The organism is Vogesella sp. XCS3 (assembly GCF_020616155.1).
Lineage (GTDB): Bacteria > Pseudomonadota > Gammaproteobacteria > Burkholderiales > Chromobacteriaceae > Vogesella.
The window spans coordinates 3,583,708-3,606,977 of record NZ_CP085530.1; the positions used below are offsets into that span (position 1 = coordinate 3,583,708).

The window sequence follows — 23,270 nt, forward strand, 5'->3', positions numbered from 1 at the left end:
ATAGATTTAATTTATCACCGGAGTGTAAAGCTTTGGCGGCAGCCTTTCAACGCATGCATGACAGAATCGTGCACCCTGACGGCAAAACGCAAAACTGCCTGTGGCGTTTTCTGCCTTATGGGTCTGGCTGGGTGTTTGGCGGGCTCGGCATTTAACCTTATTGTCATTTCTGAAGGCCATGATGCGATAAAAGCTGTTGTAAAAAGAGTGTCTTAGGTGCAGTGCAGGTGCAGATCTGCTTGACTTTGCTGCACTGCAATATACAATCCGTATTGCTGCAATGCAGCAACGAGACTAAACGACGGTTTTGCTGCTGAGTTCTCACATTCGAAAAGGATCATGTCCATGTTTACCAACGCACAAGAATTTTCCGCTTTCGGTCAGGCACAGTTTGATAAAGCCGTTCGCCTGTCTTCCATTTTCCTGTCCAGCGCCGAGCGCCTGACCAACCTGCAGCTGGAAATTTCCCGCAAGCTGCTGGCTGCCAACGCTGAAACCCTGAAACAGCTGTCCGCCATCAAGGACCCGAAAGCCTTCGCTGAATTTCAAGCCGGTCTGGCCCAGCCTAGCCTGGACAAAGCGCTGACTACCGCCCGCGAAGTGTACGACGCTACCTTGGTGACCCAGACCGAGCTGACTTCCTTTGTGGAAGAGCAAGTTGCCGAAACCAACAAGCAGGTACTGGATGTACTGGACCGTTTTGCCAAAAACGCACCGGCTGGTTCCGAGCCTGCTGTTCAGGCCCTGAAAAACCTGGTGACCTCCAGCAGCACTGCATTCGAAAATGCTTCCAAAACCGCCAAGAAAGTTGGCTCCGAGTTTGCCGAAGCCAGCGTAGAAGCTGCCGAAACTTCGGCCAAAGCAGCTACTGCTGCAGTAAGCCGCGCTCGCAAGACCCCGGCTTCCCCAGCTGCCTGATTACCCGGCGCTGCATGAAAAAAGCCCGCTTCGGCGGGCTTTTTCATTTATGTACCTGTTTGTGGCAGCAGGCTGTCGAATAGCTTTCTGGCGGGCTCGCCCAGCTCCAGGGCTAGCGCCAGCAGGGTGGCTAGCGTCAGGGCATAGTGGGCTTGCTGCTGCGGTGGCTGGCGGAAACGGTTCAGTACACTATCTGAGTCGGCTGGCAGCTGGTGTACGCCATGTTGTGCCAGGTAATGCCGGCACAAGGCTGCTAGCTTATCTGCCAGCTGTTGCTGTTGGCGTACCAGGCCAAGCCAGTCTATCTGGATAGCGGCGCCTTGCTGCTGGCTGGCGTGTTGTGCCAGCGCCGGGCCGGCTAGATAAAACAGGCTGTCAAATACACGTTTGCACAGGCCTGCCGCGCCTAGCGGGCCGCAGTACAGCCAAGGCTGATCCGGGCCGGCCAGCGCCTGCAGCAAGGGTTGGCATTGCTGGTGGCTGGTCGCGGCGCCTGCTACCAGCAGGGCGGTGGGGGATTGCGGCAAGGGCTGCCAGAGCAGGCATAGCTCAAGGTGGTCGGCGGGCTGGCTGTCGCCCAGTGGCAGTGGGCGGCAATGCAGCGTGATGCCTTGCCAGATAAACGTGTCATGGCCTTGCGGCGCGCAGAGGGCAGCGTGTTCTGCGGGCAGGCGGTGAAGCAGCGTGTCGCGGTCATGACAGGGTACAGGCATGGTAGCGGCTAGTTAAGTTTCCATTCGAATGTCTGCAGCCGCTTGATGAACCACCCCAGGGCCTGGCCGGGCTGGCTTTCTTTCCATGCGTAGTGCAGCTGGACTGGCGCGCGCTTTTCTTCTACTTCCTTGATCACCAGGCGGCCGGCAGCAACATCGTCATGGATGCGGCAAAGTGGCAGGAAACCTACCCCAAGGCCGGCGCGTTGAACAGCAATTTTGTCTTCTACTGTGGCGACTGTCAGACGGCTTTGACCTTCTTGTATCGAAACGCTACGCGGCGGCAAACTGCGTGATGTATCTGCCGCCACTGCCACACGATAACGCCGTATCAGATGCTGCGGTATCGGTTCTTCTGCCTGCGCCAGCGGGTGATCGGGTGCTACGCAGAAGACAAACTTGGTCTTACCCATGCTGCGGGTCTGGAATACCCCGCCCTGGCTGTTTTCTGTGGCACCTATCGCCAGATCGGCTCGGCCGTCCACCAGAGCGTCCCAAGTGCCGCCAAATACCTCGCGCGTGATGCGCAGCTCGGTATCCGCCTCTAGCTGGTTGAACTCTTCCAGTAACAGCAGCACATCATCAAAAAACAGCAGGTCTGACATGGCGATACGCAGCTCGCCCTCCCAGCCGGTGGCGTGCGTTTTGACGCGGCTTTCTATCATGGCCGCCGAGTCCAGCAACGACCGGCCTTCCTTCAGTAGCAGCTCGCCGGTAGACGTCAGCCTGGCTTTGTGGCCGCTGCGGTCAAACAGCTGCACGTTCAGGTCTTGCTCCAGCTTTTGCACACTGTAAGTGATGGCAGAAGGTACGCGGTATAGCTCTTCTGCAGCAGCGGCAAAGCTGCCACGGCGGTCGATGGCGTCTAGCACCATCAGGGCATCGAGAGAGAGTTTCATCTTCAGAATATCTGAAAAAAAGTGTCAGAAAGTTACGCTATATCCATCACCGGCTCAGCAATATACTGCCATTCACAGTTTGCTGCAGTACAAAGCATTGGTTTATCAGCCATTTTTGATATTGGCACGGCCACTTTGCTATTGCCAGATTTTCTGAACTAGCGTGCTGCTGGCCTGCCGGGCTACTGGCATTGCCACACTATGACTTCGTTCTATCTATATAGAGGAAATGCGATGACTACCAAGCTTGCCGTTGTTTATCACAGTGGTTATGGCCATACCGCCAAGGTGGCAGAACACGTGGCCGAGGGCGCGCGCGCCTACGCCGAGGTGGTGCTGTTCAATGCAGACGAGGCCACTGCCCGCATTGACGAGCTGGGCGCATTCGACGCTATCGTATTTGGTGCCCCCACTTATATGGGCAGCGTATCGGCACCGTTCAAAGCCTTCATGGATGCCAGCGCCAAGGTGTGGTACAGCCAGGGCTGGAAAGACAAGATTGCAGGCGGTTTTACCGTGTCCAACAGCCCGAGTGGCGACAAGCTGAACACGCTGCAGCAACTGTCTGTCTTTGCCGCCCAGCATAGCATGATCTGGGTAGGCACAGGCCTGATGCCGGGCGGTACTGTCGGCAGCGATATCAACCGCTATGGCAGCTCCCTTGGCCTGATGACGCGCACCGACAATGCGCCCGCCGACGTGACGCCGGATGCGGCCGACCTGGAAACCGCCCGCCTGTTTGGTGCGCGCCTGGCGCAAAAGGCAGCACAGTTCAAGCGCGGCGCCTGATGCTCTGATACAGACAATAAAAAAGCCGGGATAACCCGGCTTTTTTGCGTGCAGCGGCAGGCTTAGCCTTGCTTGGCGCGCTCGATACCTTCGTTCAGCTCGCGGGTAGCGTCTTCCAGCGTGCCCCAGCCGTTGATTTTTACCCATTTGCCTTTTTCCAGATCTTTGTAGTGCTCGAAGAAGTGCACCATCTGGTCGCGCAGCAGCTGTGGCAGGTCTTCCAGTTTCTGGATGTCCTTGTACATCGGGCACAGTTTTTCTACCGGCACGGCGATCAGCTTGGCATCCACGCCGCCGTCGTCTTCCATCTTGATCAGGCCCAGGGCGCGTACACGGATCAGCACGCCTGGTGGCAGCGGGAACGGGGTGACAACCAGCACGTCTACCGGGTCGCCGTCACCAGCGATGGTTTGCGGTACAAAGCCGTAGTTGGCCGGGTAGAACATGGAGGTGCCCATGAAACGGTCTACACACAGGGCGCCGGTTTCTTTGTCGAATTCGTATTTGATCGGTGCGCTGTTGGCGGAGATCTCGATCACAACGTTGATGTCGTTAGGCATGTCCTTGCCCGGGCTGATCAGGTCGATATTCATACGCGGTGTCCTTGTTAGGGTAGGGTCGATTGAAACAAACCACGGGATTATAACAGCAGCACCGGCAAGGTATAATCGCCACTATTGATGACTGCCATAAGCCAGCATGATGCTAGACAAACTGATTACAGAATTCGACCGTGGCCTGCGCACGCTGTTTGCGCCGGCAGTGAGCAGCCGCCCCCGCCCGGACCACGCGGTAGCAGAGGCCGAGCTGACGGCAGAGGAAAAACAACACACCATCGGCCTGATGCGTGTGAACCACTGCGGCGAGGTGTGCGCGCAGGCCTTGTACCAGGGCCAGGCGCTGACGGCACGCAACCCGGCGGCGCGCGACGCCTTGCGCCACGCGGCGTTTGAAGAGGTAGAACACCTGGCCTGGACCGAGCAGCGCATCCGCGAGCTGGGTGGCCGCCCCAGCCTGCTGGGCCCGGTGTGGTATACCGGCTCGCTGGCTATTGGCGTCACCGCCGGCCTGCTGGGTGACAAGTGGAATTTGGGTTTTCTGGAGGAAACCGAGAAACAGGTCGGTGCGCATCTGGATAGCCACCTGCAACAGCTGCCAGACCAGGACGCCAAGAGCCGCGCCATCGTGGCGCAGATGCGCGACGACGAGCTCAAGCACGCCGACATGGCGCATGACTTTGGCGCCGCAGCGCTGCCGCTGCCGGTAAAGGGGCTGATGAAGCTCACCGCCAAGGTGATGACGGCCACCAGTTACCGTGTGTAGCTGCCTGCCGTCGCAGCCAACAAAAAAGCCCGCAGTCGCGGGCTTTTTTGTTGCGGCCAACTTTGCGGCCAACCCCAAGGTTGGCCGCGCATGCTCAGAAGAACACGAAAGTCAGCAGCACAAAAGTAGGAATCAGGAACAGGCAGGCCCAGCCAATGTAGGCAAAGAAGCTGGGCATGGCCACGCCGCGTTCTTCCACGATGGCTTTCACCATGAAGTTGGGCGCGTTACCGATATAGCTGTTGGCACCCATGAACACCGCACCCATCGAGATCGCCATCAGGGTGTTGGCGCCAGGGCCCATCAGCTGTTGGGCATCGCCACCGGCCAGGTTGAAGAACACCAGGTAGGTGGGGGCGTTATCCAGGAAGCTGGACAGCGCGCCGGTAAGCCAGAAATAGGCACCGTTCACCGGGGCACCATCGGGGGTGGTTACCATGGACACCAGCTCGGCAAAAGCACCGGCCTTACCGGCTTTCAGCATGGCCAGCACCGGAATCATGGTGATGAAGATGGCGGCGAACAGCTTGGCCACCTCCAGCATCGGCCCCCAGTTGAAGGCGTTGGCCTGGCGGCAGCGGCCCGGAGTGAGCTTGAGCGACAGCAGTGTCACCGCCAGCAGCAGGATGTCGCGCACCACGTTCTGCAGTTCGATATCCAGCCCGCCAATCTGCCAGCTGATGCCGGGTTTCCACAGGCCGGACAGCAGCACGGCGCCGACAATGCCGCCCAGCAACGCAAAGTTCACCTTGCCTTCAATGCTGACGCGCGAGTCTGGTGTCGGGTCCGGCAGCGGCGGCAGGTCGTCTTCCTTGTGGTAGTAGTGGCGGTCCAGCAGGTAGAACACCGCCAGCAAAATGGCGCTGGCCAGCGCCATTGGTGCCAGCATGTGCACCATGGTCCAGCCAAAACCCACGCCTTTCAGGAAGCCCAGAAACAGCGGCGGGTCACCCAGCGGTGTCAGCGAGCCGCCGATATTGGCCACCAGGAAGATGAAGAACACGAACACGTGCGTCTTGTAGCGACGGTTATCGTTGGCGCGCAGCAGCGGGCGGATCAGCAGCATGGCGGCGCCGGTGGTGCCGGTAAAGCTGGCCAGCAGCGTGCCGATGCCGAGGAAACCGGTATTCAGCAGCGGCGAGCCGTGCAGGTTGCCACGCAGGTAGATGCCGCCGGCGACGGTAAACAGCGATACCAGCAGAATGATGAACGGCACGTATTCCAGCACCAGGGTGTGGGCCATTTCGTAAGCTGTGCTGCCCAGCCCGTGACTGGCGGCAAACGGCACGATGAATAGCAGCGACCACATGGCGGCAATTTTGCCGAAGTGGTGGTGCCAGAGGTTGGCCGCCAACAGCGGTAACAAGGCGATGGACAGCAGCATGCCGGCAAACGGCAGTGCCCAGGCAATGGCCAGCTCGCCGCCGTTGATGCTGGCCTGCGCAAACGCAGGTAACAGCAGCAGGGCGCCGGCCAGCAAGTGCGGCAGACGGGAGAGGTTCATGGTGAATCCTGTGTTGTCGGTGACGCTGCCCGTTCCGGCGCCGGATGCGTCGTCCTTTATGGTTTGCTCTGTCAGGGGTAACCGGAAGCGCGGCAGTTTACCAGCATCTGCCACTGGCTGGGCTATCGGGGCTTTCCCCTTGCTGTTGCAGAATGTAAACAGCTGATCTGCCAAGCAAAACGGCACCGCGTGCGAAAGCGGTGCCGTGTGCGGGTGGTGGGGAGTATCAGGCTGGCAGTGTGCTTGGCTGGGTGCCGGCCAGCAGTGCCGCCCAGCCGGGCTCGGCGGCGCTGCCGTCTTTCAGCGCCACACCGCTGCCTTGCTGCAAGGCAGCACGGATCAGCCACGCCAGCTTGAACGCGGCCAGCGGGTAGGGCAGGCCGGCCGGGCGCACATTGGAAATGCAGTTGCGCTCCGAGTCCATGCGGCCAACCTTGGGTGCGCTGGTAAGGTAGACGCCCAGGCTGTCCGGTGAGCTCAAACCGGGGCGCTCGCCGATCAGCATTACCACTAGCCGGGCGCGCAGGCACTCGCCGGCGTCGTCGGCCAGCGCCACGCGGGCCTGGCTGGCGATGACGACCGGGCCGACGCTGAGCCCGGCGTCGGCCAGATAAGGCCGCGTGGCTGCCAGCAGCGGCGCGGCGTGGCTGGCGGTGGCCAGCGAGGACAGCCCGTCGCCGACGACGAACAGCACATCGCAGCCGTCCGATTGCTGTGCCAGCAGCTGCGTGCGGCTGTCGGCGTGCAGCCGGCGGCCCAGGTCGGGGCGCTGCAGGTACTGCGCACGGTTGTCCGCAGCCGACTGCACCTGCAGCACGCGGTGGCCTGCCTGCTGCAGCGTGGCGGCCAGTGTGTCGCCATCCAGCGGAGTATGCACTGCGTCGCGTGCCTGGGCGTGCGCCAAGGCAAAGCGCAGCGTTTCGCGGGTGGGCAGGCTGGCACCGGCGCGGCCCAGCGCAATGCGTGCCACCGTGTGCTGGCCCAGCGCCTGCCAGCTGTCTTCGGTAATGGTGTCGGGGTTGGCCGCCGGGCCGGGGAAAGGGATCACGCTCATGCTACGGTCTCCATCAGGCCCAGTAGTGGTGGTTGCTGGCCGTGCGCCTGCAGGCGGCCGCCGCGGGTAATGGCCATGGTTTCCAGCCAGTCTTCGAATTCCGGCGCCCGTTTCAGCCCCAGCAGCTCGCGCAGGTATAGCGCGTCGTGGAACGAGGTGCTCTGGTAGCCCAGCATGATGTCGTCGGCGCCGGGCACGCCGATGATGAAATGAATGCCGGCGGTGCCCAGCAGCGTCAGCAGGGTGTCCATATCGTCCTGGTCGGCTTCGGCGTGGTTGGTGTAGCAGATGTCGCAGCCCATGGGCAGGCCCAGCAGCTTGCCGCAGAAGTGGTCTTCCAGCCCGGCGCGGATGATCTGCTTGCCGTCGTACAGGTACTCCGGCCCGATAAAACCCACCACGGTGTTGACCAGCAGCGGGCTGAAGTGGCGTGCCACCGCGTAGGCGCGGGCCTCGCAGGTTTGCTGGTCTGCGCCCCAGTGCGCGCCGGCCGACAGCGCGCTGCCCTGGCCGGTTTCGAAGTACATCACGTTATCGCCCACCGTACCGCGCTGCAGGCTGCGCGCGGCGTCGTGCGCTTCTTGCAGTACGGCCAGGTTGATGCCGAAGCCGCTGTTGGCGCGCTCGGTACCGGCTACCGACTGGAACACCAAGTCCACCGGCGCGCCGCGGTTTATCAGCTCCAGCGTGGTGGTAACGTGGGTCAGCACGCAGCTTTGCGTGGGGATGGCGTAACGCAGGCGCACCTCGTCCATCATCGCCAGCATGGTGTGGATGGCCTGGGGGCTGTCGGTGGCCGGGTTGATGCCGATCACCGCGTCGCCGGCGCCGTATAGCAGCCCGTCCAGCATGGCGGCAGCAATGCCGCGCGCGTCGTCGGTGGGGTGGTTGGGCTGCAGGCGTACGCCCATGTGGCCGGGCAGGCCCTGGGTATTGCGAAAGGCGGTGACCACGCGGCATTTGCGCGCCACCAGAATCAGGTCCTGATTGCGCATCAATTTGCTGACGGCGGCCACCATTTCCGGCGTGAGCCCGGGCGCCAGTGCGGCCAAGGTGGCAGGGTTGGCCGCGTCCGACAGCAGCCAGTCGCGAAAACCGCCCACGGTGAGGTGGCTGACTGTGGCAAAGGCGGCGGCATCGTGGCTGTCGATAATCAGCCGGGTGATCTCGTCCTCCTCGTACGGGATGATGGCGTGCTGCAGAAACTCGCGCAGTGGCACGTCGGCCAGGCAGTAGCGCGCCGCCACGCGTTCCTCGGCGCTGGCGGCGGTCACGCCGGCCAGCAGGTCGCCAGAGCGCAGTGGCGAGGCACGCGCCAGCAGGGTTTTAAGGTCGGCAAACTGGTAACGGCGCGGGCCGATGGTGATCTGGTACATGCTGCTTCAGGGCCGGCGGCGCCGGCCCTGCCTCCACGGGGTATCAGGATGCTTCGGTGACCAGCACGGGTTTCACGTCCGGCGTGCTTGCTTCGCCGTGCAGCAGTACGTCGTGCGCGGCGGCAGCGCGCTGGCTATGCGTGGCCAGGTAGTAGGCAAAACCGGTAGCCAGAATGGCCAGGAACAGGCCGGTGAGCAGGGTGTTGTAGTACACCAGTGCCGCCAGGCAGATCAGCGCGCAGCCTAGTGCAATGGCTGGCAGCAGCGGGAACAGTGGCGCGGCGTAGGGCCGGGCCAGGCCAGGTTCGCTACGGCGTAGCTTGAACAGCGACAGCATGGACACGATGTACATCACGATGGCGCCGAACACCGACAGCGTGACGATGTTGGCCGTCAGCGGCAGGCCGCCGATCTGGATGAAGCTGTCGCTGAAGATGGCCGCGATGCCGATCACGCCGCCGGCCAGAATGGCGCGGTGCGGGGTTTTGAAGCGGGGATGGATCACCGCCAGCGCCGGTGGCAGGTAGCCGGCTCGGGCCAACGCAAAGATCTGGCGCGAGTAGCCCATGATGATGCCGTGGAAGCTGGCGATCAGGCCGAACAGGCCCAGCCATACCAGCATGTGCAGCCAGCCGCTGTCACCGCCCACGATCACCTTCATTGCCTGCGGCAGCGGGTCGTTGATATTCGACAGTGTGCGCCAGTCTCCCACGCCGCCGGCCATCACCATCACGCCCAGCGCCAGCGCGACCAGGGTCAGAATGCCGGCAATGTAAGCGCGCGGGATGGTACGCACCGGGTCGCGCGCTTCTTCGGCGGCCATGGCGGCACCCTCGATGGCCAGGAAGAACCAGATGGCAAACGGGATGGCGGCAAAGATGCCGCCGATGGCGGTAAGGCTGAAGGCATCGCTACCGGCCCAGCCGTGGGCGGTAAAGTTGGCCCAGTCAAAGCCCGGCGCCACCACGCCCATGAATACCAGCAGCTCGAAGATGGCCAGCAAGGTCACGCACAGCTCGAAGGTGGCAGCAATGCTCACCCCTACAATGTTCAGCGTCATGAACACTAGGTAAGCGCCGCAGGCGATCCACTTGGCGTCCAGCGCCGGGAACTGCACGTTCAGGTAAGCGCCGATGGCCAGCGCGATGGCCGGCGGCGCAAATACGAACTCGCACAGCGTGGCAAAACCGGCCACAAAGCCACCCACCGGGCCAAAGGCGCGACGGGCGTAGGCAAACGGCCCACCGGCGTGCGGAATGGCGGTGGTGAGCTCGGTAAAACTGAAAATAAAGGCGGTATACATCAGTGCCACGAACAGCGTGGTCACCAGAAAGCCCAGCGTACCCGCCTGTGCCCAGCCGTAACTCCAGCCAAAGTATTCGCCCGAGATCACCAGCCCGACGGCGATGCCCCAGAGCTGCCAGCCGCCCAGCTTGCGTGCCAGGCCATGGTTGCTTGTACTCATTGTGATGGCTCCATGCTTGTTTGCTCCCTGCCTGCAGCACCCGCTGTCAGGCCCTCAACGCCATGGTAGAAAGCGCTTGCCCGCAGCCGGTATCGCAAAACGGAAATTGCGTCTGGCGGATGGCTGCCGGATGGACGCATTTGCCGCAATGCAGCAAGCGCCGTGCCGGTGGTTTGCCCAGCTGCAGTGCACATGCCCGCCAGCGCCGGCCCTGGCTGCACCTGGCTGGCGCATGCCGGCTGCCGGGCGTGCACAAAGCTGGCGAATTTGCCGGTTTTGGATAGCCAATGTCATGGCGGCGCGCTGGTGTGAATATTGCTGCTTACCGCTGTGGTTTTTGATAAACGGAGGACGCCATGCACACCCTTACCGGCATGGCCAGCATGCAGCTGACTACCCGTATGGCTGAAGACGCGGCCGATCACGCGGCCTTTATCACAGGCTGGCAGCAGGATTACGCCCAGTTATCCTGCGGGCGCTACCAGGGGCGGCTGGACGAGCTATGCCTGCCGCGGCTACAGCTGTTCCGCGAGTTTTCGTCCTGCGAAACCTGGCAGCACTGCCAGGCCTGGCCCGGCGCCGTGTGGTTCGGCATTGCGCGCCCGGGCAGCGGCGGCCAACTGCGCTACTGTGGCCGCAGCGTGCCCGAATACACCGTGCTTCTGTCACCTGGTGGTAGCGACTTCACGCTGCGTACGCCGCCCGCTTTCCTGATCTACGGCATGGTGCTGCCGTTGGCCTTGCTGGACCTGCACGCCCAGCTGCTGACTGGCCTCGATGCGCCGGCCAGCTGGCGTCGCAGCGGCATGCTGACGCTGCCCGCTACCGCCTACGCCCAGCTATGCCACACGCTGGACAGCATCCTGGATACCCCCGCTGCCAGTGCCGCACCGTCACGGCTGGGGCAGGCCAGCATTACGGCGCTGGTGCAGGCGCTTTTACAGGCGCAGGGCGGGGGCCTGGTTGGCCGCAGCAGTATCCAGCAGCGCCATCTGGACTGGGTGAGTGCCGCCTGCGCACTGGCGGCCAGTCCTGCCGAAGCGCTGCCAACGGTAGACGAGCTGTGCGCCCGGCTGCACGTTACCCGCCGCACCTTGCAAAACGGCTTTCAGGACGTGGTGGCCACCAGCCCCTTGCAATGGTTGCGTGCGCTACGCCTGCACCATGTCCGTCAGGTGTTGCGTAGCGCACCGCACGACGATACCCCCATCAATGACCTGGCGGCCGCCTGGGGCTTTGCCAGCCCCAGCCATTTCAGTTACGACTACCGCCGCCAGTTTGATGAAACGCCCAGCCAGACGCGACTGCTGGCGTGGCAGGGCCGTGGCTCCTAGCCTGGTGCTTGGCCACCGTGCTGGCGGCGCCTGCATCGCGGCTGGCGTGAAGGGGCTGCGCTAACGGCGCGCTTGCTTGAGCCATTGGCTACGGTAACAGGACGGGGTGGTGTTTTCCCAACGCTGGAATGCCCGCGTGAAGGCACTTTGCTCGCTGTAGCCTAGCAGCAGGGCAATCTCGGCCAGCGTCAGCCCGTTATCCAGCAGATAGCGCCTGGCCAGTGTTTGCCGGGTGCTATCCAGTAACTGTTGCCAGTTGGTCTGGTTGGCCTCCAGCCTGCGCTGCAGGGTGCGTGGCGAGATGGCCAGGCACTCTGCCAGTTTGTCTTGTGATACTTCCCCCTCCGGTAGCCGGCGCATGATCAAGGCTTGCAAGTCCTGCAGCCAGTGCTGCTCAGGCTGTCTGGCCAGCTGGCTGTCGGCATGGCTTTGCAGCAGCGACAGCAAGGCATCGTCTGCGCCCTTCATGGGCTGCATCAACTGTGCGGCAGGCCCGGTCAGGCTGGTGTAAGGGCTGTTGTAGCGCACCTCGCAGCCGAAAAAGCGTTCGCAAGCCTCGCGCCGTTCTGCGCTGCTGCTACCGGAAAACTGTACCCGCGTCAGCTGCAAGGGCTGGTGCATGTGCCCGTTCAGCAAGGTCACGATGCCTGCCATCGTCGACTCCTCGTGATCCAGGCACACACTGTTTTTGTGCCAGCTCAGGGTGGCCATATTGTCTGCGATGTTGAAATCGGCAATATCGTTGCCATAAAACAGCCTTTCGTAGCGCAGATAGCTTTGCAGCGCCCGGCCCAGGGTGGTGCTGTAAATGGCCAGATAACCAAGAATACCTGCGTGTTTAGGGGCAATGCCTTGGCCAATTTCCAGACCTGGTGCAATACAGTCCGGTTTTAGCTGACAGGCCTTTTGCAAAAGGTTATTCCATATTCCCAGGGCTTTGTTGCACAAATCAGCCGTAGGTCGAACTACCCCAATCCCCAGACGGATTTATCCCATACGGACCGTTTGCGGCGTGCCCAGTGCTGTGAAGCGATTCAGAATCGCTGCACAGATTTGAAGCTCCGCTACTTGCCGGTCAAAGTCCCGTGACTTAACCCGATCTGCCAGCAATTTGAAACAGTGCATCTTCGTTTCGACCAAGCTGCGGCGATGGTAGCCACTCCACTTTTTCCAGAGCGCGCGCCCCAGATACTTCACCGCTCGTAGCGACTCATTGCGAGCCTGATTGCCCCGTAAATTCCCTTTCCAGAATTGGCCATTTCGACGTGGGGGAATGATGGCTGCCGCCCCACGCTCTGCAATCGCTGCGTAACATAGGCGTGTGTCGTACGCCCCATCCGTGGTGACGGTTACCAGTCCCTCTCCCGCCGGAATTTGCGATAGCAGCTCTGGCAGCATCGTGGCATCTCCAGTGCGATTGTCGGTCACTTCCATTGCCCGGATTTCCAGCGTTTGCGCATCTATGCCCAGATGCAGCTTGCGCCATTGGCGGCGGTAATCAGCGCCATGCTTTTTCACCTTCCACTCGCCTTCACCCATCATCTTGATGCCGGTGCTATCCACCAAGAGATGCAGACAACCTTGCTTTTTCTGTACCGGGATGCGGACTTGCAGGTCTTTCTGGCGGCGGGAAAGCGTGCTGAAGTCGGGGACGGCCCAGTCAAGGCCAGCCAGGCGCAACATACTTTCGACCATACCTGTGGCTTGCCGTAGCGCCAGGCCAAAGAGGCATTTGATGGTGAGACAGAACTGGATGGCAGCATCAGAAAAAGTTAGCTGCCGTCCCCGCCTGCCGGTAGCCGGTGCCAACCAGTTCATGCCTTTGTCGAGCCAGAGAAGGAGCTGCCCTCGTTGCTTGAGGGACTGGTTGTATGACTGCCAGTTGATGGTTTGGTACTTGGGAGGAAGGGGCTTGCTCATGCGGTCATTCTACCGGACGGACGCAAGCACTGATTTGTGCAACAAAGCCGCAGCCGGTGTCATTTCGGCGGGCGGGGCAGAGGTATATAACAGGGGCAATGTTGAAGTGGTCAATATTGTGGCGCCTAATCAGCATGGCCTGTCGCACAATCAATACCAGCAATATAATGTTAATCAGCCCGGTGTGGTGCTGAATAACTCGGTAAATGGGGGGCAGTCGGTACTGGCTGGCCAGTTGGCCGCAAACGGCAAGCTGGGTGGCAATGCTGCCCGTCTTATCCTGAACGAGGTGGTGGGTGCCAACCCCTCCTTGCTGCTGGGCAAGCAAGAGGTGTTCGGCATGCTGGCCGACTACGTACTGGCCAATCCGAACGGTATTACCAGCAAGGACAGTGGCTTCATCAATACCGGCCGTGCCTCGCTGGTGGTGGGTAGCCCGGTGTTGCAGGATGGCCGCCTGGATAGCGTGATGCTGGGTAATGGTGCCGGCAGAAACGGCCGCTTGCAGGTAACTGGCCAGCTGGATGGCGCGCGGGTGCTGGACCTGTTGGCACCCAAAATCGAACTGGATGGCACCATCAGGAGCGAGCAGGCCATCAATGTGCTGGCAGGCCGCAACGAAGTACGGCTGACGCCAGACCAGGGCCTGCAGTTATCGGCCATGCGCGACATGCCGCCAGCGCCACCGCCGCCACCGCCGAAGCGGGAAATCTGCATTTTGCCCTGGCTGTGCATCCCCGATTTGCTAAGCGTGTTTACCCCGCCGCCTAGCCAGCCAGCGGCTGACCCCGGCCCGGCGCAGGTGCTGGATAGCCGGGTCCTGGGCAGCCTGCAAAGCGGGCGTATCCGCCTGTATAACACCGACCAGTCGGCCACCACCACCGTACAAGCCAGCATCAATGCCCAGCAGGGCCTGGCGGCAGACATGGCGGGCAAGCTGGTGATCCAGGGCAGCCATATCCAGGCTGGCGAAGCCGACCTGCGCGCAGGCAGCCTCAAGCTGGCTGCACTGTGCCAGCAACAAGACCAGCAACAGCGCGACTCGACTGGCGGCCTGAAAAACCTGCTACAGCTGTGGACGCTGGATACCGACAAGGCAAGCCATAGCGAACAACTGGCAGGTAGCGAGCTGGCGGTTCGCGGCCAGGCCAGGCTGGAAGCACGGCAAGGGCCGTTGCAAGTGGATGGCAGCAAGCTCAGTGCCGACCGGCTGCAGCTGATCAGCAGCGGTGACATGGACATTGCCGCCGCCAAAGCGACCGACAGCCTGCGGGTAAGGGAAACCAGCTCCGGCATTGACAAAGCCATGCAGGTGGTGGAAACCACGCGTAACGAGTCGCGTGACAAGCTGCTGGCCGCCACACTGAACGGCCGCGATATCGAACTGAAGGCCGGCGGCCAACTCGGCATCAGCGCGGCAACCGTGACGGCAGCTAACGCGCTGGATGTGCAGGCCGGCAAGGTGGTGCTGGGTAGCCAGGTCACCGCCCAGCAGCAAGATAGCAGCAGCCGCCGTACCGACAATATTCTTGCGCTGGGCAGCTTGTCCTTGCTTACCACGCATGAGGAAAGCCAGGCCGACACCCAGCGCACCGAGCAACTGCACGTGAGCAAGCTCACTGCCGGTAACCGCATGTCGCTGGCCAGCCAGGGCGATATTGTGGCCAGCGGCAGCAAGTTGCAGGCGGCGTCGCTGAGCATGCAGGGCCAGAACATTAGCCTGCAGCAGGCAGCGGCGGAAAGCAGCCAGGGGCATAAGGAACGCCGTGCCGACCTGCTGAACCTGTTCAATACCGATACCGCGGCGCGCGAGTCACGCCAACAGCAGGTGGAAACCGTTGCCATCAACGGTAACGACATCAATCTGGCGGCCCGCGGCCAGCTCAGCCTCAGTGGTGCGGCGCAGCGCGAAAGCCGCCAGTCGGAAACCACCTACGGGCTGGCGCTCAAGCAAGACGGCAGTCATTTTGGCCACGACCGCCAGGCCTGGCAGCAAGAGCAGCTGGTTGCGGCCAACGTGGCGGGGCGCAATGTGCAACTGACAGCCGGTGGCCAGATGCAGCTGGATGGCAGCCGCATCACGGCAGAAGGCGACGTGAAGCTGCAAGCCGGGGAGTTGCGCGCCGGTACCGTAGCTACCCGCAATAGCGACAGCGCCGACCGCCACAGCATCGGTTTGCTGCACAGCGTGCGCGATAGCCGCAGCCAGGTAGAAGACAAACAGCATGGCAGTGAGATTCGCGCCGGCAAGCAGCTCACCGTGCAAGCCGGTGTGCTGGATGGCAAGGGCGTGGTGCTGTCTGGTGCCAATGCCACCGTCGGGGGCGGCAAGTTGCAGCTGACGCACGCGCTGGATAGCCAGCAGGCCAGTACCCTGCATCGCGAAGCCACGGGCTTTGACCTGCTGCAAACCACCATGGATAGCAGTGACTCGCTGCACCAGGTCGTCAAGGGCAGCCTGATACAGGCGCGCCAGGGCGACGCCAGCATCAATGCTGATCAGGTCGCGTTGACGGCTAGCCGGGTAGAGGCCAGCGGTAATGCCCGCGTTATTGCCAAAGGCGACATCGTGCTGCAAGGCGCTAGCGAGCAGCACGAGCAGCGCAACAAGACCTGGCGGCCTTCGGCAGACTTTTACGTTAGCCAGGAAGGCACGGACTGGGAAAAAGAGCTGGGCGCCAGAGTGGACCTGAAAGAGGTGCTGGAATCGGTGCTGGACCGCGCGGTAACAGCCGATGAGGACCTGCAGTTCCGCCTGGGCGTGCGCGCCAACGGCAAGACCCTCGAAACGGTGGCGCGGCAAGTTCTGCATCAGGGCAGCGCCGTCAGTGCCGGCGCGGGGCAAGCCTATCTGCAGGCTGACAAGGTTGCCCTGTCCGGTAGCCGTTTGCAAGCCGATGCCGATGAGGCATCCATCCAGGCGCGCGACATCGCGCTGACTGCCGGCAAGTCACAGCGCATCACCGAAGATAATCTGCGCACCGACGGCATTGGCCCCTATGTGTCTGCCGGCGTAAACCGTGTGGCCGCAGGTGTGGATGCCGTTACCTTCCAGTACAACGTGCACGACGAAGACAGCAAGGCCGCCGTCAGCAATGTACGTGGCAAGTCGGTCTGGTTGCTGGGGTCTGAAAAAATCGCCAGCCAAGGCGCACAGCTGCGGGCGGATGGCGACGTATCGGTGTGGTCTGGTTCCGTTCATCTGGAAAACGCCACCGACGATACGCTGCACCAGATTACCCAGCCGCGCCTGGGCGCCGAAGCCGATATCTTCCTGAAATACAGCCCGTCGGTAGGGGCACAGGCTGCCGTATTCGGCAAGCTGGATGTGGCGCGTGACTTTACCACCACGGCGGTTGGCACCCGGCTGGAAGGCGGCAGTATCCAGGTGCGCGGCAACCATGTACGTGACCGCGGTACCCAGTACCAGGCCAACAAGCAGGCGGCGGTGCAGGGCAGGCAGTACAACAGCCTGGACCGTGGTGACGTGCTGATCAAGGCCGGCAACTACGAAAACTTTGCCGCGGAAAACAGCCAGTACAGCACGAGAGACAAGATCAAGGGCCGCTTCGAGCTGCAGGCGTATACCTCTACTTTCCAGGACGTCACCATCAAGGGCATTTTGTCCGGCGGTGCACGCCACGAGGAAAGCGGCAAAGCCCAGGCCGCCAAGAGCATGGTGCTTGCCGATGACCTCACCATCGACGCGGCGCAACGTGTCTATAGCAGCAGTGATGCCCGCCTGAGCGGTAACTACACCGTGAAAGCCGGCAGCGAGGCCATCATTGCGCAGGCCCGTGACCGTAGCTGGCTGGACCGCCAGGGTTTCAATGCCTCGGTTGGTATTGGTGCCAAGGTGTTTCCTGCCGGCATGGGGGCCACGCTGCCGGTCATCAACCTGAAAGGCGATTTCAACACCAAGACCGTGCGGGATGTTAGCGGGGTGGGGGCCGATATTGCTGCGGCCAACCTGGTGCTGACTGGCTCACAGATGGCACTGGTCGAAGGGGCGAAGGTAGTGACACCGGGTGATGTGACCATGCAGGGCGCCCGCACGCACTACGACGCCGCCTACGGCAGCCACCTGGCACAAGGTATCAGCGCGGGGGGCAGTTTCGACTTCGCGCCGCTGGATGGGGCGCTGGGTAGCCTAGGGGTTAGCGCCGATCTGGACTTTATCGATGAAAGCGGCAGCAGTGCCAAGGGCGGTAGCGTGCAGGCCCGCAAGCTGCTGATGCAGGCCGATAGCGCAGGCGAGGCGGCCAGTATCGTGGGTGCCAAGCTGCAGTTGGCCGAGCTGGACATCAGTAACAAGCGCGGCGGCGTCGGTATCGTGGCGGCGCAGTCAGACAGCAGCAAGGCCAACTTTGGCGGTGGCTTCAAGTTCGGCATCGGCATAGACAAAAAGTCGCTGAACAGCCTGACGGTAGGTGGCCGGATCGATGTGGACTTCGACAAGGTGCGCACCATTGACCAGGCGGTGGTGAACAGCCAGCGCATCACGCTGAACAGTGCCCAGGACGCGCGTCTGGTCGGGGCCGACATCCAGGCCGATAGCCTGCAGGGCAAGGTAGGGGGCAATCTGCAGATCCGCTCGCTGGACGAGATGCAGGACCGCAAACGCCTGCTGGTGGATGTTGGCCTGGGCGGCGCCCCGGCCAAGATCGAAACGGCCAAGGACGGTGCCGGCGTAGTGCGTGACGCCTTGCTGGACGGCACGCTGTTCGGCTTCAATGGCCACGCCAACATCGATGCCCAGTACGTTGACTACGTAAAAACGCGGCCCAGCCAGCTGCGCCTGGGCGAGCTGTCGCTACCGGTAGCCGGCAAGGTGACGGTAGACGCCGCCAGCGTACACGCCGGGAAAGGTAGCCATTTCGGTGGCGCGCCGCTACAGAGAACCTCGCAGGCCAACAAGGATCACCGCGCCGGCGTCACGCTCAATGTGTCGACCAATCTGTTCAAGATGGTCAAGCAGGGGGTGGATGATATCCGTGCTGGCAAATTTCCCCTGATCCAGGCGCACTTCAAATGGGAAGACAGCGTCGCCAACGCCGATGTCGACCTGAAACCCTAAACCTGCAACCCGGCACGGCCATGTCTGGCTGAGCCCAGGCCGCCGCCCTGCGGGGCGGCGGCGTCTGTTGATCACCATAGCCCGTTCGTGCGGCCCGTTATTTATTGCCCAGGGCCAGGGGGCAAAGCGCTGCGCGGCGAAGGGCAATAAAGGAAGCATGATGAAACCGCTTGTACTACTGCTGTGTAGCGTATTGGGGGCCTCCGACGCCAAGGCGCAGATATTGTGGCAGCTGGCCAATGGCGAATGGCAGCCTTACCAGTCTGCCGACCTGCCGCAATACGGCTTTGCCTCGGCCGTGGTGCGCGAGGCCGCCGCGCTGGCCGGTATCCGTGTGCATTACGTGTTCTACCCATGGAAGCGGGCCGAAGAAATGGTCAGCCACGGGTTGGTAGACGGTTCGCTGGTGTGGAGCCGCAGCCCGCTACGTGATGCGTTTGCGCTATTTAGTGACCCCATCATCAGCGACCGTGAAGTGTTGATACACCGCATCGACCGCCCGCTGGCCGACTGGCCGCAGCGTGAACGCTGGCATGGTGTGAAGCTGGCCTTGCCGCTGGGGTCGCGCCCGTTCGAAGAGCTGACCCTGCTGGAGCGACAGGGGCGGGTGGAATACCACCGGGTGGAGAGCGCCGAGGCCGGCCTGCGCATGATACTGGCCGGGCGTTTACACGCCATGACGCTGGCGGAAGGGGTGTACCGCCAGCTGCGCTGGCAAAGCGGTATCCGCCAGGAGCAAGTCTGGCTGACTACCTTGCCTAGCCCGCTGGAAACAGTGGCGTTTTCACTGATGCTATCGCGGCGCAGCCCGCGCGCGCCGACGGTGCTGGCGGCTTTTAATCGTGGTTTGCAGCAACTGAAGCAGAACGGTCGTTATGCACAACTGGCGCGCCAATTGCTGCCAGTGGATATCGCGCCGTTGATCATCGATACCAAGCGCCCCGCCGCCCTGGGGCGGCCGACACCTTGAGTGCCGCCAGTAAAAAGCCCACCGCGAGCGGTGGGCTTTTGATCGTTGGCCGCATTACAGCAGCTTGCTGATGTCCTTCGCGTCCCAGTGCGGGAAGTGCTTGCGCACCAGGGCGTTGAACTCGATTTCGAAGGCACGCAGGCGAGCCAGGTCGTTCTGGTCCTGGCTGGCGCTGTCGATCTGCGCTTCACCGCGGATCATGCCGGCGCCGGAGGTGGCGTTGGAGAGGCGGTCGATCACGATCAGGCTGCCGGTGGCGCGGCACTGGCTGTAGGCGTCGAACACTACCGGGGCGGTAAAGGCGATGCGTACCAGGCCGATTTCGTTCAGCTGCAGTTTTTCTGCTTCGAAGGCGTCCAGCGTGTTCACGTCCACGCGGTGCACGATGCGCTCCACGCGGCCGGTAACGGTTTTGCCGGCCAGCTTGAAGCTGTAGTCCTTGCCCACCGACAGCGGCGTTTCGTCCATCCATACCAGGTGGGCTTCCACCGCCTGGCTCACGGTTGGCGCAACTTCGTCTGCGCGCACGATCATGTCGCCGCGCGAGATGTCGATCTCGTCTGCCAGGGTCAGGGTAATGGCTTGGCCGCTGCCTGCTACATCCAGGTTGCCTTCGTACACCACCACGTTTTCTACCGTGCTTTGCTTGCCGGAAGGCAGGGCGACAACGCGGTCGCCGGGGCGGATTTCACCGCTGGCGATGGTGCCGCAGAAGCCGCGGAAATCCAGGTTGGGGCGGTTCACGTACTGCACCGGCAGGCGGAAGGCGCTCTGGGCCACGTCGTGGTCGACTTCCACGCTATCGAGAATGCCCATCAGCGTCTGGCCGTCGTACCACGGCGTACGCTCGCTGGCGCTCACCACGTTATCGCCACGCAGCGCGCTGATCGGCACGAAGCGGATGTCGGCAATGCCCAGGTTGGCCGCAAAAGCCAGGTATTCGTCGCGGATGCGGTTGAACACGGCCTGGTCGAAGTCCAGCAGGTCCATCTTGTTGATGGCCACCACTACGTGCTTGATGCCCAGCAGGCTCACGATGTAGCTGTGGCGGCGGGTCTGGGTTTGCACGCCGTAGCGGGCGTCGATCAGGATCACCGCCAGGTTGCAGGTCGATGCGCCGGTGGCCATATTGCGGGTGTACTGCTCGTGGCCCGGGCAGTCGGCAATGATGAACTTGCGACGGTCGGTGCTGAAGTAGCGGTAGGCTACGTCGATGGTGATGCCTTGCTCGCGCTCGGCTTGCAGGCCGTCTACCAGCAGTGCCAGATCGATGTCTTCGTCGGTAGTGTTGTACTTTTTCGAGTCGCGCTGGATGGCGGCCAGCTGGTCTTCGAAGATCAGCTTGGAGTCATGCAGCAGGCGGCCGATCAGCGTGGACTTGCCGTCGTCTACGTTGCCGCAGGTGATGAAGCGCAGCATGTCCTTGTTTTCGTGCTGCTTCAGGTAGGCCAGGATGTCGCTGGCGATCAGGTCGGATTGGTGTGCCATGAGCGTATGCCTTGCATCTGCAAGGTTGGCCGCGTGCGGCCAACCTTAGAATATTCGGTAGGGGCGAAGCGGGGCTTAGAAGTAGCCTTCCATCTTCTTTTTCTCCATCGAGCCGGCCGAGTCGTGGTCGATCACGCGGCCCTGGCGTTCGGAGGTCTTGGTCAGCAGCATTTCCTGGATCACTTCGGCCAGGCTGGTGGCTTCCGACTCCACCGCGCCGGTCAGCGGGTAACAGCCCAGGGTGCGGAAGCGCACTTTCTTGTGCTGGATGCGCGCTTTTTCCTCTTCGCTCAGGTACTGCAGGATACGCTCGTCGTCGATCATGATCATGGTGCCATCGCGCTCGATCACCGGGCGTTCGGCGGCAAAGTACAGCGGCACGATCTCGATGTTTTCCAGGAAGATGTACTGCCAGATATCCAGCTCGGTCCAGTTGGACAGCGGGAACACACGGATGCTTTCGCCCTTGTTGATCTTGGCGTTGTAGATGTTCCACAGCTCGGGGCGCTGGCTTTTCGGGTCCCATCGGTGGTTCTTGTCGCGGAAGGAGTACACACGCTCCTTGGCGCGCGATTTTTCCTCGTCGCGGCGCGCGCCGCCAAAGGCTGCGTCGAACTTGTACTTGTTCAGTGCCTGTTTCAGGCCTTCCGTCTTCATCACGTCGGTGTGCTTGGCACTGCCGGCGGTAAACGGGTTGATGCCGGCGTCTACACCGTCCTGGTTCACGTGCACGATCAGGTCCCAGCCGTACTCGCGGGCCTGCTTGTCGCGCAGATCGATCATTTCCTTGAACTTCCAGGTGGTGTCCACGTGCATCAGCGGAAAGGGCGGGCGGCCGGGTGCAAAGGCTTTCTGCGCCAAATGCAGCATCACGGCGGAGTCCTTGCCGATGGAGTACAGCATCACCGGGTTATCAAACTCGGCGGCGACTTCACGGATGATGTGGATGGACTCGGCTTCAAGTTGCTTGAGGTGAGTCAGCCTCTCCTGACTGATTTTCATCTTTGCGCTCAATTCTCTGGCTGTTTGCATCGCGGCACCCGGGCAGGCACCGTGCCGGACTTTCCGGCACTGCAAATGTACCGGAGAGCCGCTACCCCCGAAAGAATGAATATATATATCGATATGCTATATATGGGGAGGTTTGGTGCTATTGCGGGAATATAGACGTTCTGTAATTAGATAAATCAATCGAATAATCGGGTTTTCACTCAACGAACTGTGGCTAGAATGAAGAGTACTGGCGCAATAGTGATCCAACATAAAAACCATGGCAGGTGCCCGATGAGCGACAAACCGCTGATTATTGTGATTGACGATGATGTGCTGACCACGGAAATGATCAGTGACGGCCTGGAGGATCAATACCGCATTGTCGGCTTTACCAACCCGCTACAGGCGCTGGCGCAGGTAGCCAGCTTGCAGCCGGCCCTGATCCTGCTGGATATCAATATGCCGCAGATGGATGGCTACGAAGTGTGCCGCCGCCTGAAAGACGATTTTGAAACCAGCGATATCCCGGTGGTGTTCCTGTCCGGGCTGACAGCGCTGGAAGACCGCGTGGCCGCATACGATGCCGGCGGCGAAGACTTTACCTCCAAGCCGCTGAACCTGGCGGTGGTGGCGTCGCGCATTGATGCCATTTTCCGGCGCCGGCGGGAAAAGGCAGCCTTGGCCAACCAGGCCAGCTTTGCGACGGCTACCGCCATGACGGCGATGAGCAATGCGGCGGAGCTGGGCCTGGTGGTGGAGTTTTCGCGCCGTGCCATGGCCTGTGTGGACTTGCCGCAGTTGGGGCGTACCCTGCTGGACACCGTGCAAGGTTTTGGTGTCAGTGGCGCGGTGGCACTGGCCAGTGGTGGTGAGCGGCTGGCCTTGAGCCAGGAGGGCGAAGTCAGCGAGATGGAGCGCGGTGTACTGCAGCTGATCGCCGACTGTGGTCGGGTCGTAGCGATGGGTAAGCGTGTCGCGTTCAACTTTGATGGTGTGACGCTGCTGATTCGCGATTTGCCTGTGGGCGAGGACGACAGGGCCGGGCGGCTGCGCGACCACTTTGCCGTGCTGGCAGAGCTGGTGTCAGAGCGGCTGAAGATTCTGGCGCTGCAGCAGCGGGCAGCCAGGCAGGAAAGCCAGCTGCGCTCGCTGCTGCAAACCATTCGCGACGGCATTCATGGCTTGGATGCGCAGCGCCGCGAAGACCGCATGGCGGCCAGTACCTTTCTGGAAACCTCGCTGGGGCGGGTGGAGCGTGACCTGGTGCACCTGGGGCTGACCGAGTCGCAGGAAGAGCAGCTGGTGTCTACCCTGCGCGAGACCAGCTACAAGGTGCTAGACCTGTACCGCGGCGACCCAAGGGCCGTAGAGGCGTTGAAGCAGGCGCTGGCCGAGCTGCCGGATCTGTAAACCACTCGGGGTTGGCCGCCAGGCCAGCCCCGTTTTC

The 23,270-nt window shown here is 61.9% G+C and carries 18 protein-coding genes; 7 read left to right on the forward strand and 11 right to left on the reverse strand.

The genetic code is table 11. From position 1 onward, the window contains the following. Positions 1–339 precede the first annotated feature (339 nt). Positions 340–918 (forward strand): phasin family protein, encoded by a 579-nt coding sequence (locus tag LCH97_RS17165; RefSeq protein WP_227302704.1) that lies wholly within the window; start codon positions 340–342, stop codon positions 916–918. A gap of 47 nt (positions 919–965) precedes the next feature. Here LCH97_RS17165 and LCH97_RS17170 read toward each other — a convergent pair whose 3' ends face one another. Then, positions 966–1,631 carry a hypothetical protein gene (locus LCH97_RS17170; RefSeq protein WP_227302705.1) on the reverse strand — a complete coding sequence of 222 codons (666 nt, stop codon included), beginning with the start codon at positions 1,629–1,631 and terminating at the stop codon, positions 966–968. An 8-nt stretch (positions 1,632–1,639) separates the two neighbouring features. Next, complete coding sequence (locus LCH97_RS17175; RefSeq protein WP_038298095.1) at positions 1,640–2,530, reverse strand: LysR family transcriptional regulator; 891 nt, start codon at positions 2,528–2,530, stop codon at positions 1,640–1,642. Between the two features lie 234 nt (positions 2,531–2,764). Here LCH97_RS17175 and LCH97_RS17180 point away from each other — a divergent pair, with 234 nt between their 5' ends. Then, positions 2,765–3,319, forward strand: a complete 555-nt coding sequence (locus tag LCH97_RS17180) for a flavodoxin family protein (RefSeq protein WP_227302706.1) — start codon at positions 2,765–2,767, stop codon at positions 3,317–3,319. 62 nt (positions 3,320–3,381) lie between these two features. On the opposite strand, the gene ppa is transcribed toward LCH97_RS17180, so the two are convergent. Further along, a complete protein-coding gene (gene ppa, locus LCH97_RS17185) occupies positions 3,382–3,912 on the reverse strand; it encodes an inorganic diphosphatase (RefSeq protein ID WP_017510136.1) in 531 nt (176 codons plus the stop codon). Between the two features lie 109 nt (positions 3,913–4,021). On the opposite strand from ppa, the gene coq7 reads away from it, so the two are divergent. Then, a complete protein-coding gene (gene coq7 / locus LCH97_RS17190; RefSeq protein ID WP_026108177.1) occupies positions 4,022–4,642 on the forward strand; it encodes a 2-polyprenyl-3-methyl-6-methoxy-1,4-benzoquinone monooxygenase in 621 nt (206 codons plus the stop codon). Between the two features lie 94 nt (positions 4,643–4,736). Here the strand turns inward: coq7 and LCH97_RS17195 are convergent, their stop codons facing one another. The 4 genes from LCH97_RS17195 to eat all read right to left on the reverse strand — a co-directional run bounded on the left by LCH97_RS17195 (position 4,737) and on the right by eat (position 10,041). Then, positions 4,737–6,146 carry a sodium:proton antiporter gene (locus LCH97_RS17195; protein WP_227302707.1) on the reverse strand — a complete coding sequence of 470 codons (1,410 nt, stop codon included), beginning with the start codon at positions 6,144–6,146 and terminating at the stop codon, positions 4,737–4,739. Between the two features lie 226 nt (positions 6,147–6,372). After that, the gene (gene eutC / locus LCH97_RS17200; protein ID WP_227302708.1) at positions 6,373–7,200 is read right to left on the reverse strand and encodes an ethanolamine ammonia-lyase subunit EutC; all 828 of its coding nucleotides are present in this window, start codon (positions 7,198–7,200) and stop codon (positions 6,373–6,375) included. Continuing rightward, the gene (locus LCH97_RS17205; protein WP_227302709.1) at positions 7,197–8,576 is read right to left on the reverse strand and encodes an ethanolamine ammonia-lyase subunit EutB; all 1,380 of its coding nucleotides are present in this window, start codon (positions 8,574–8,576) and stop codon (positions 7,197–7,199) included. Before LCH97_RS17205 ends, eutC begins: the two co-directional genes overlap by 4 nt. A 43-nt stretch (positions 8,577–8,619) precedes the next feature. Continuing rightward, the gene (gene eat / locus LCH97_RS17210) at positions 8,620–10,041 is read right to left on the reverse strand and encodes an ethanolamine permease (protein ID WP_227302710.1); all 1,422 of its coding nucleotides are present in this window, start codon (positions 10,039–10,041) and stop codon (positions 8,620–8,622) included. A gap of 356 nt (positions 10,042–10,397) precedes the next feature. Here eat and LCH97_RS17215 point away from each other — a divergent pair, with 356 nt between their 5' ends. Beyond that, positions 10,398–11,375: a helix-turn-helix domain-containing protein gene (locus tag LCH97_RS17215; RefSeq protein WP_227302711.1), complete on the forward strand. Its 978-nt coding sequence runs from the start codon at positions 10,398–10,400 to the stop codon at positions 11,373–11,375. 60 nt (positions 11,376–11,435) lie between these two features. Here LCH97_RS17215 and LCH97_RS17220 read toward each other — a convergent pair whose 3' ends face one another. Next, positions 11,436–12,287 carry an AraC family transcriptional regulator gene (locus LCH97_RS17220; RefSeq protein WP_255619244.1) on the reverse strand — a complete coding sequence of 284 codons (852 nt, stop codon included), beginning with the start codon at positions 12,285–12,287 and terminating at the stop codon, positions 11,436–11,438. A gap of 75 nt (positions 12,288–12,362) precedes the next feature. Beyond that, complete coding sequence (locus tag LCH97_RS17225) at positions 12,363–13,295, reverse strand: IS5 family transposase (protein ID WP_227301451.1); 933 nt, start codon at positions 13,293–13,295, stop codon at positions 12,363–12,365. A gap of 118 nt (positions 13,296–13,413) precedes the next feature. Here LCH97_RS17225 and LCH97_RS17230 point away from each other — a divergent pair, with 118 nt between their 5' ends. Both LCH97_RS17230 and LCH97_RS17235 read left to right on the forward strand, forming a co-directional pair. Next, complete coding sequence (locus LCH97_RS17230) at positions 13,414–18,372, forward strand: hemagglutinin repeat-containing protein (RefSeq protein ID WP_255619245.1); 4,959 nt, start codon at positions 13,414–13,416, stop codon at positions 18,370–18,372. Positions 18,373–18,529: 157 nt separating this feature from the next. Then, on the forward strand, positions 18,530–19,342 hold the full coding sequence (locus LCH97_RS17235; protein ID WP_227302714.1) for an ABC transporter substrate-binding protein: 813 nt from the start codon (positions 18,530–18,532) through the stop codon (positions 19,340–19,342). 54 nt (positions 19,343–19,396) lie between these two features. Here the strand turns inward: LCH97_RS17235 and cysN are convergent, their stop codons facing one another. Continuing rightward, on the reverse strand, positions 19,397–20,830 hold the full coding sequence (gene cysN / locus LCH97_RS17240) for a sulfate adenylyltransferase subunit CysN (RefSeq protein ID WP_227302715.1): 1,434 nt from the start codon (positions 20,828–20,830) through the stop codon (positions 19,397–19,399). 75 nt (positions 20,831–20,905) lie between these two features. After that, on the reverse strand, positions 20,906–21,832 hold the full coding sequence (cysD, locus tag LCH97_RS17245) for a sulfate adenylyltransferase subunit CysD (protein WP_017507156.1): 927 nt from the start codon (positions 21,830–21,832) through the stop codon (positions 20,906–20,908). 282 nt (positions 21,833–22,114) lie between these two features. Between cysD and LCH97_RS17250 the strand changes: the two genes are divergently transcribed. After that, the gene (locus LCH97_RS17250) at positions 22,115–23,233 is read left to right on the forward strand and encodes a PleD family two-component system response regulator (protein WP_227302716.1); all 1,119 of its coding nucleotides are present in this window, start codon (positions 22,115–22,117) and stop codon (positions 23,231–23,233) included. Positions 23,234–23,270: the final 37 nt, after the last annotated feature.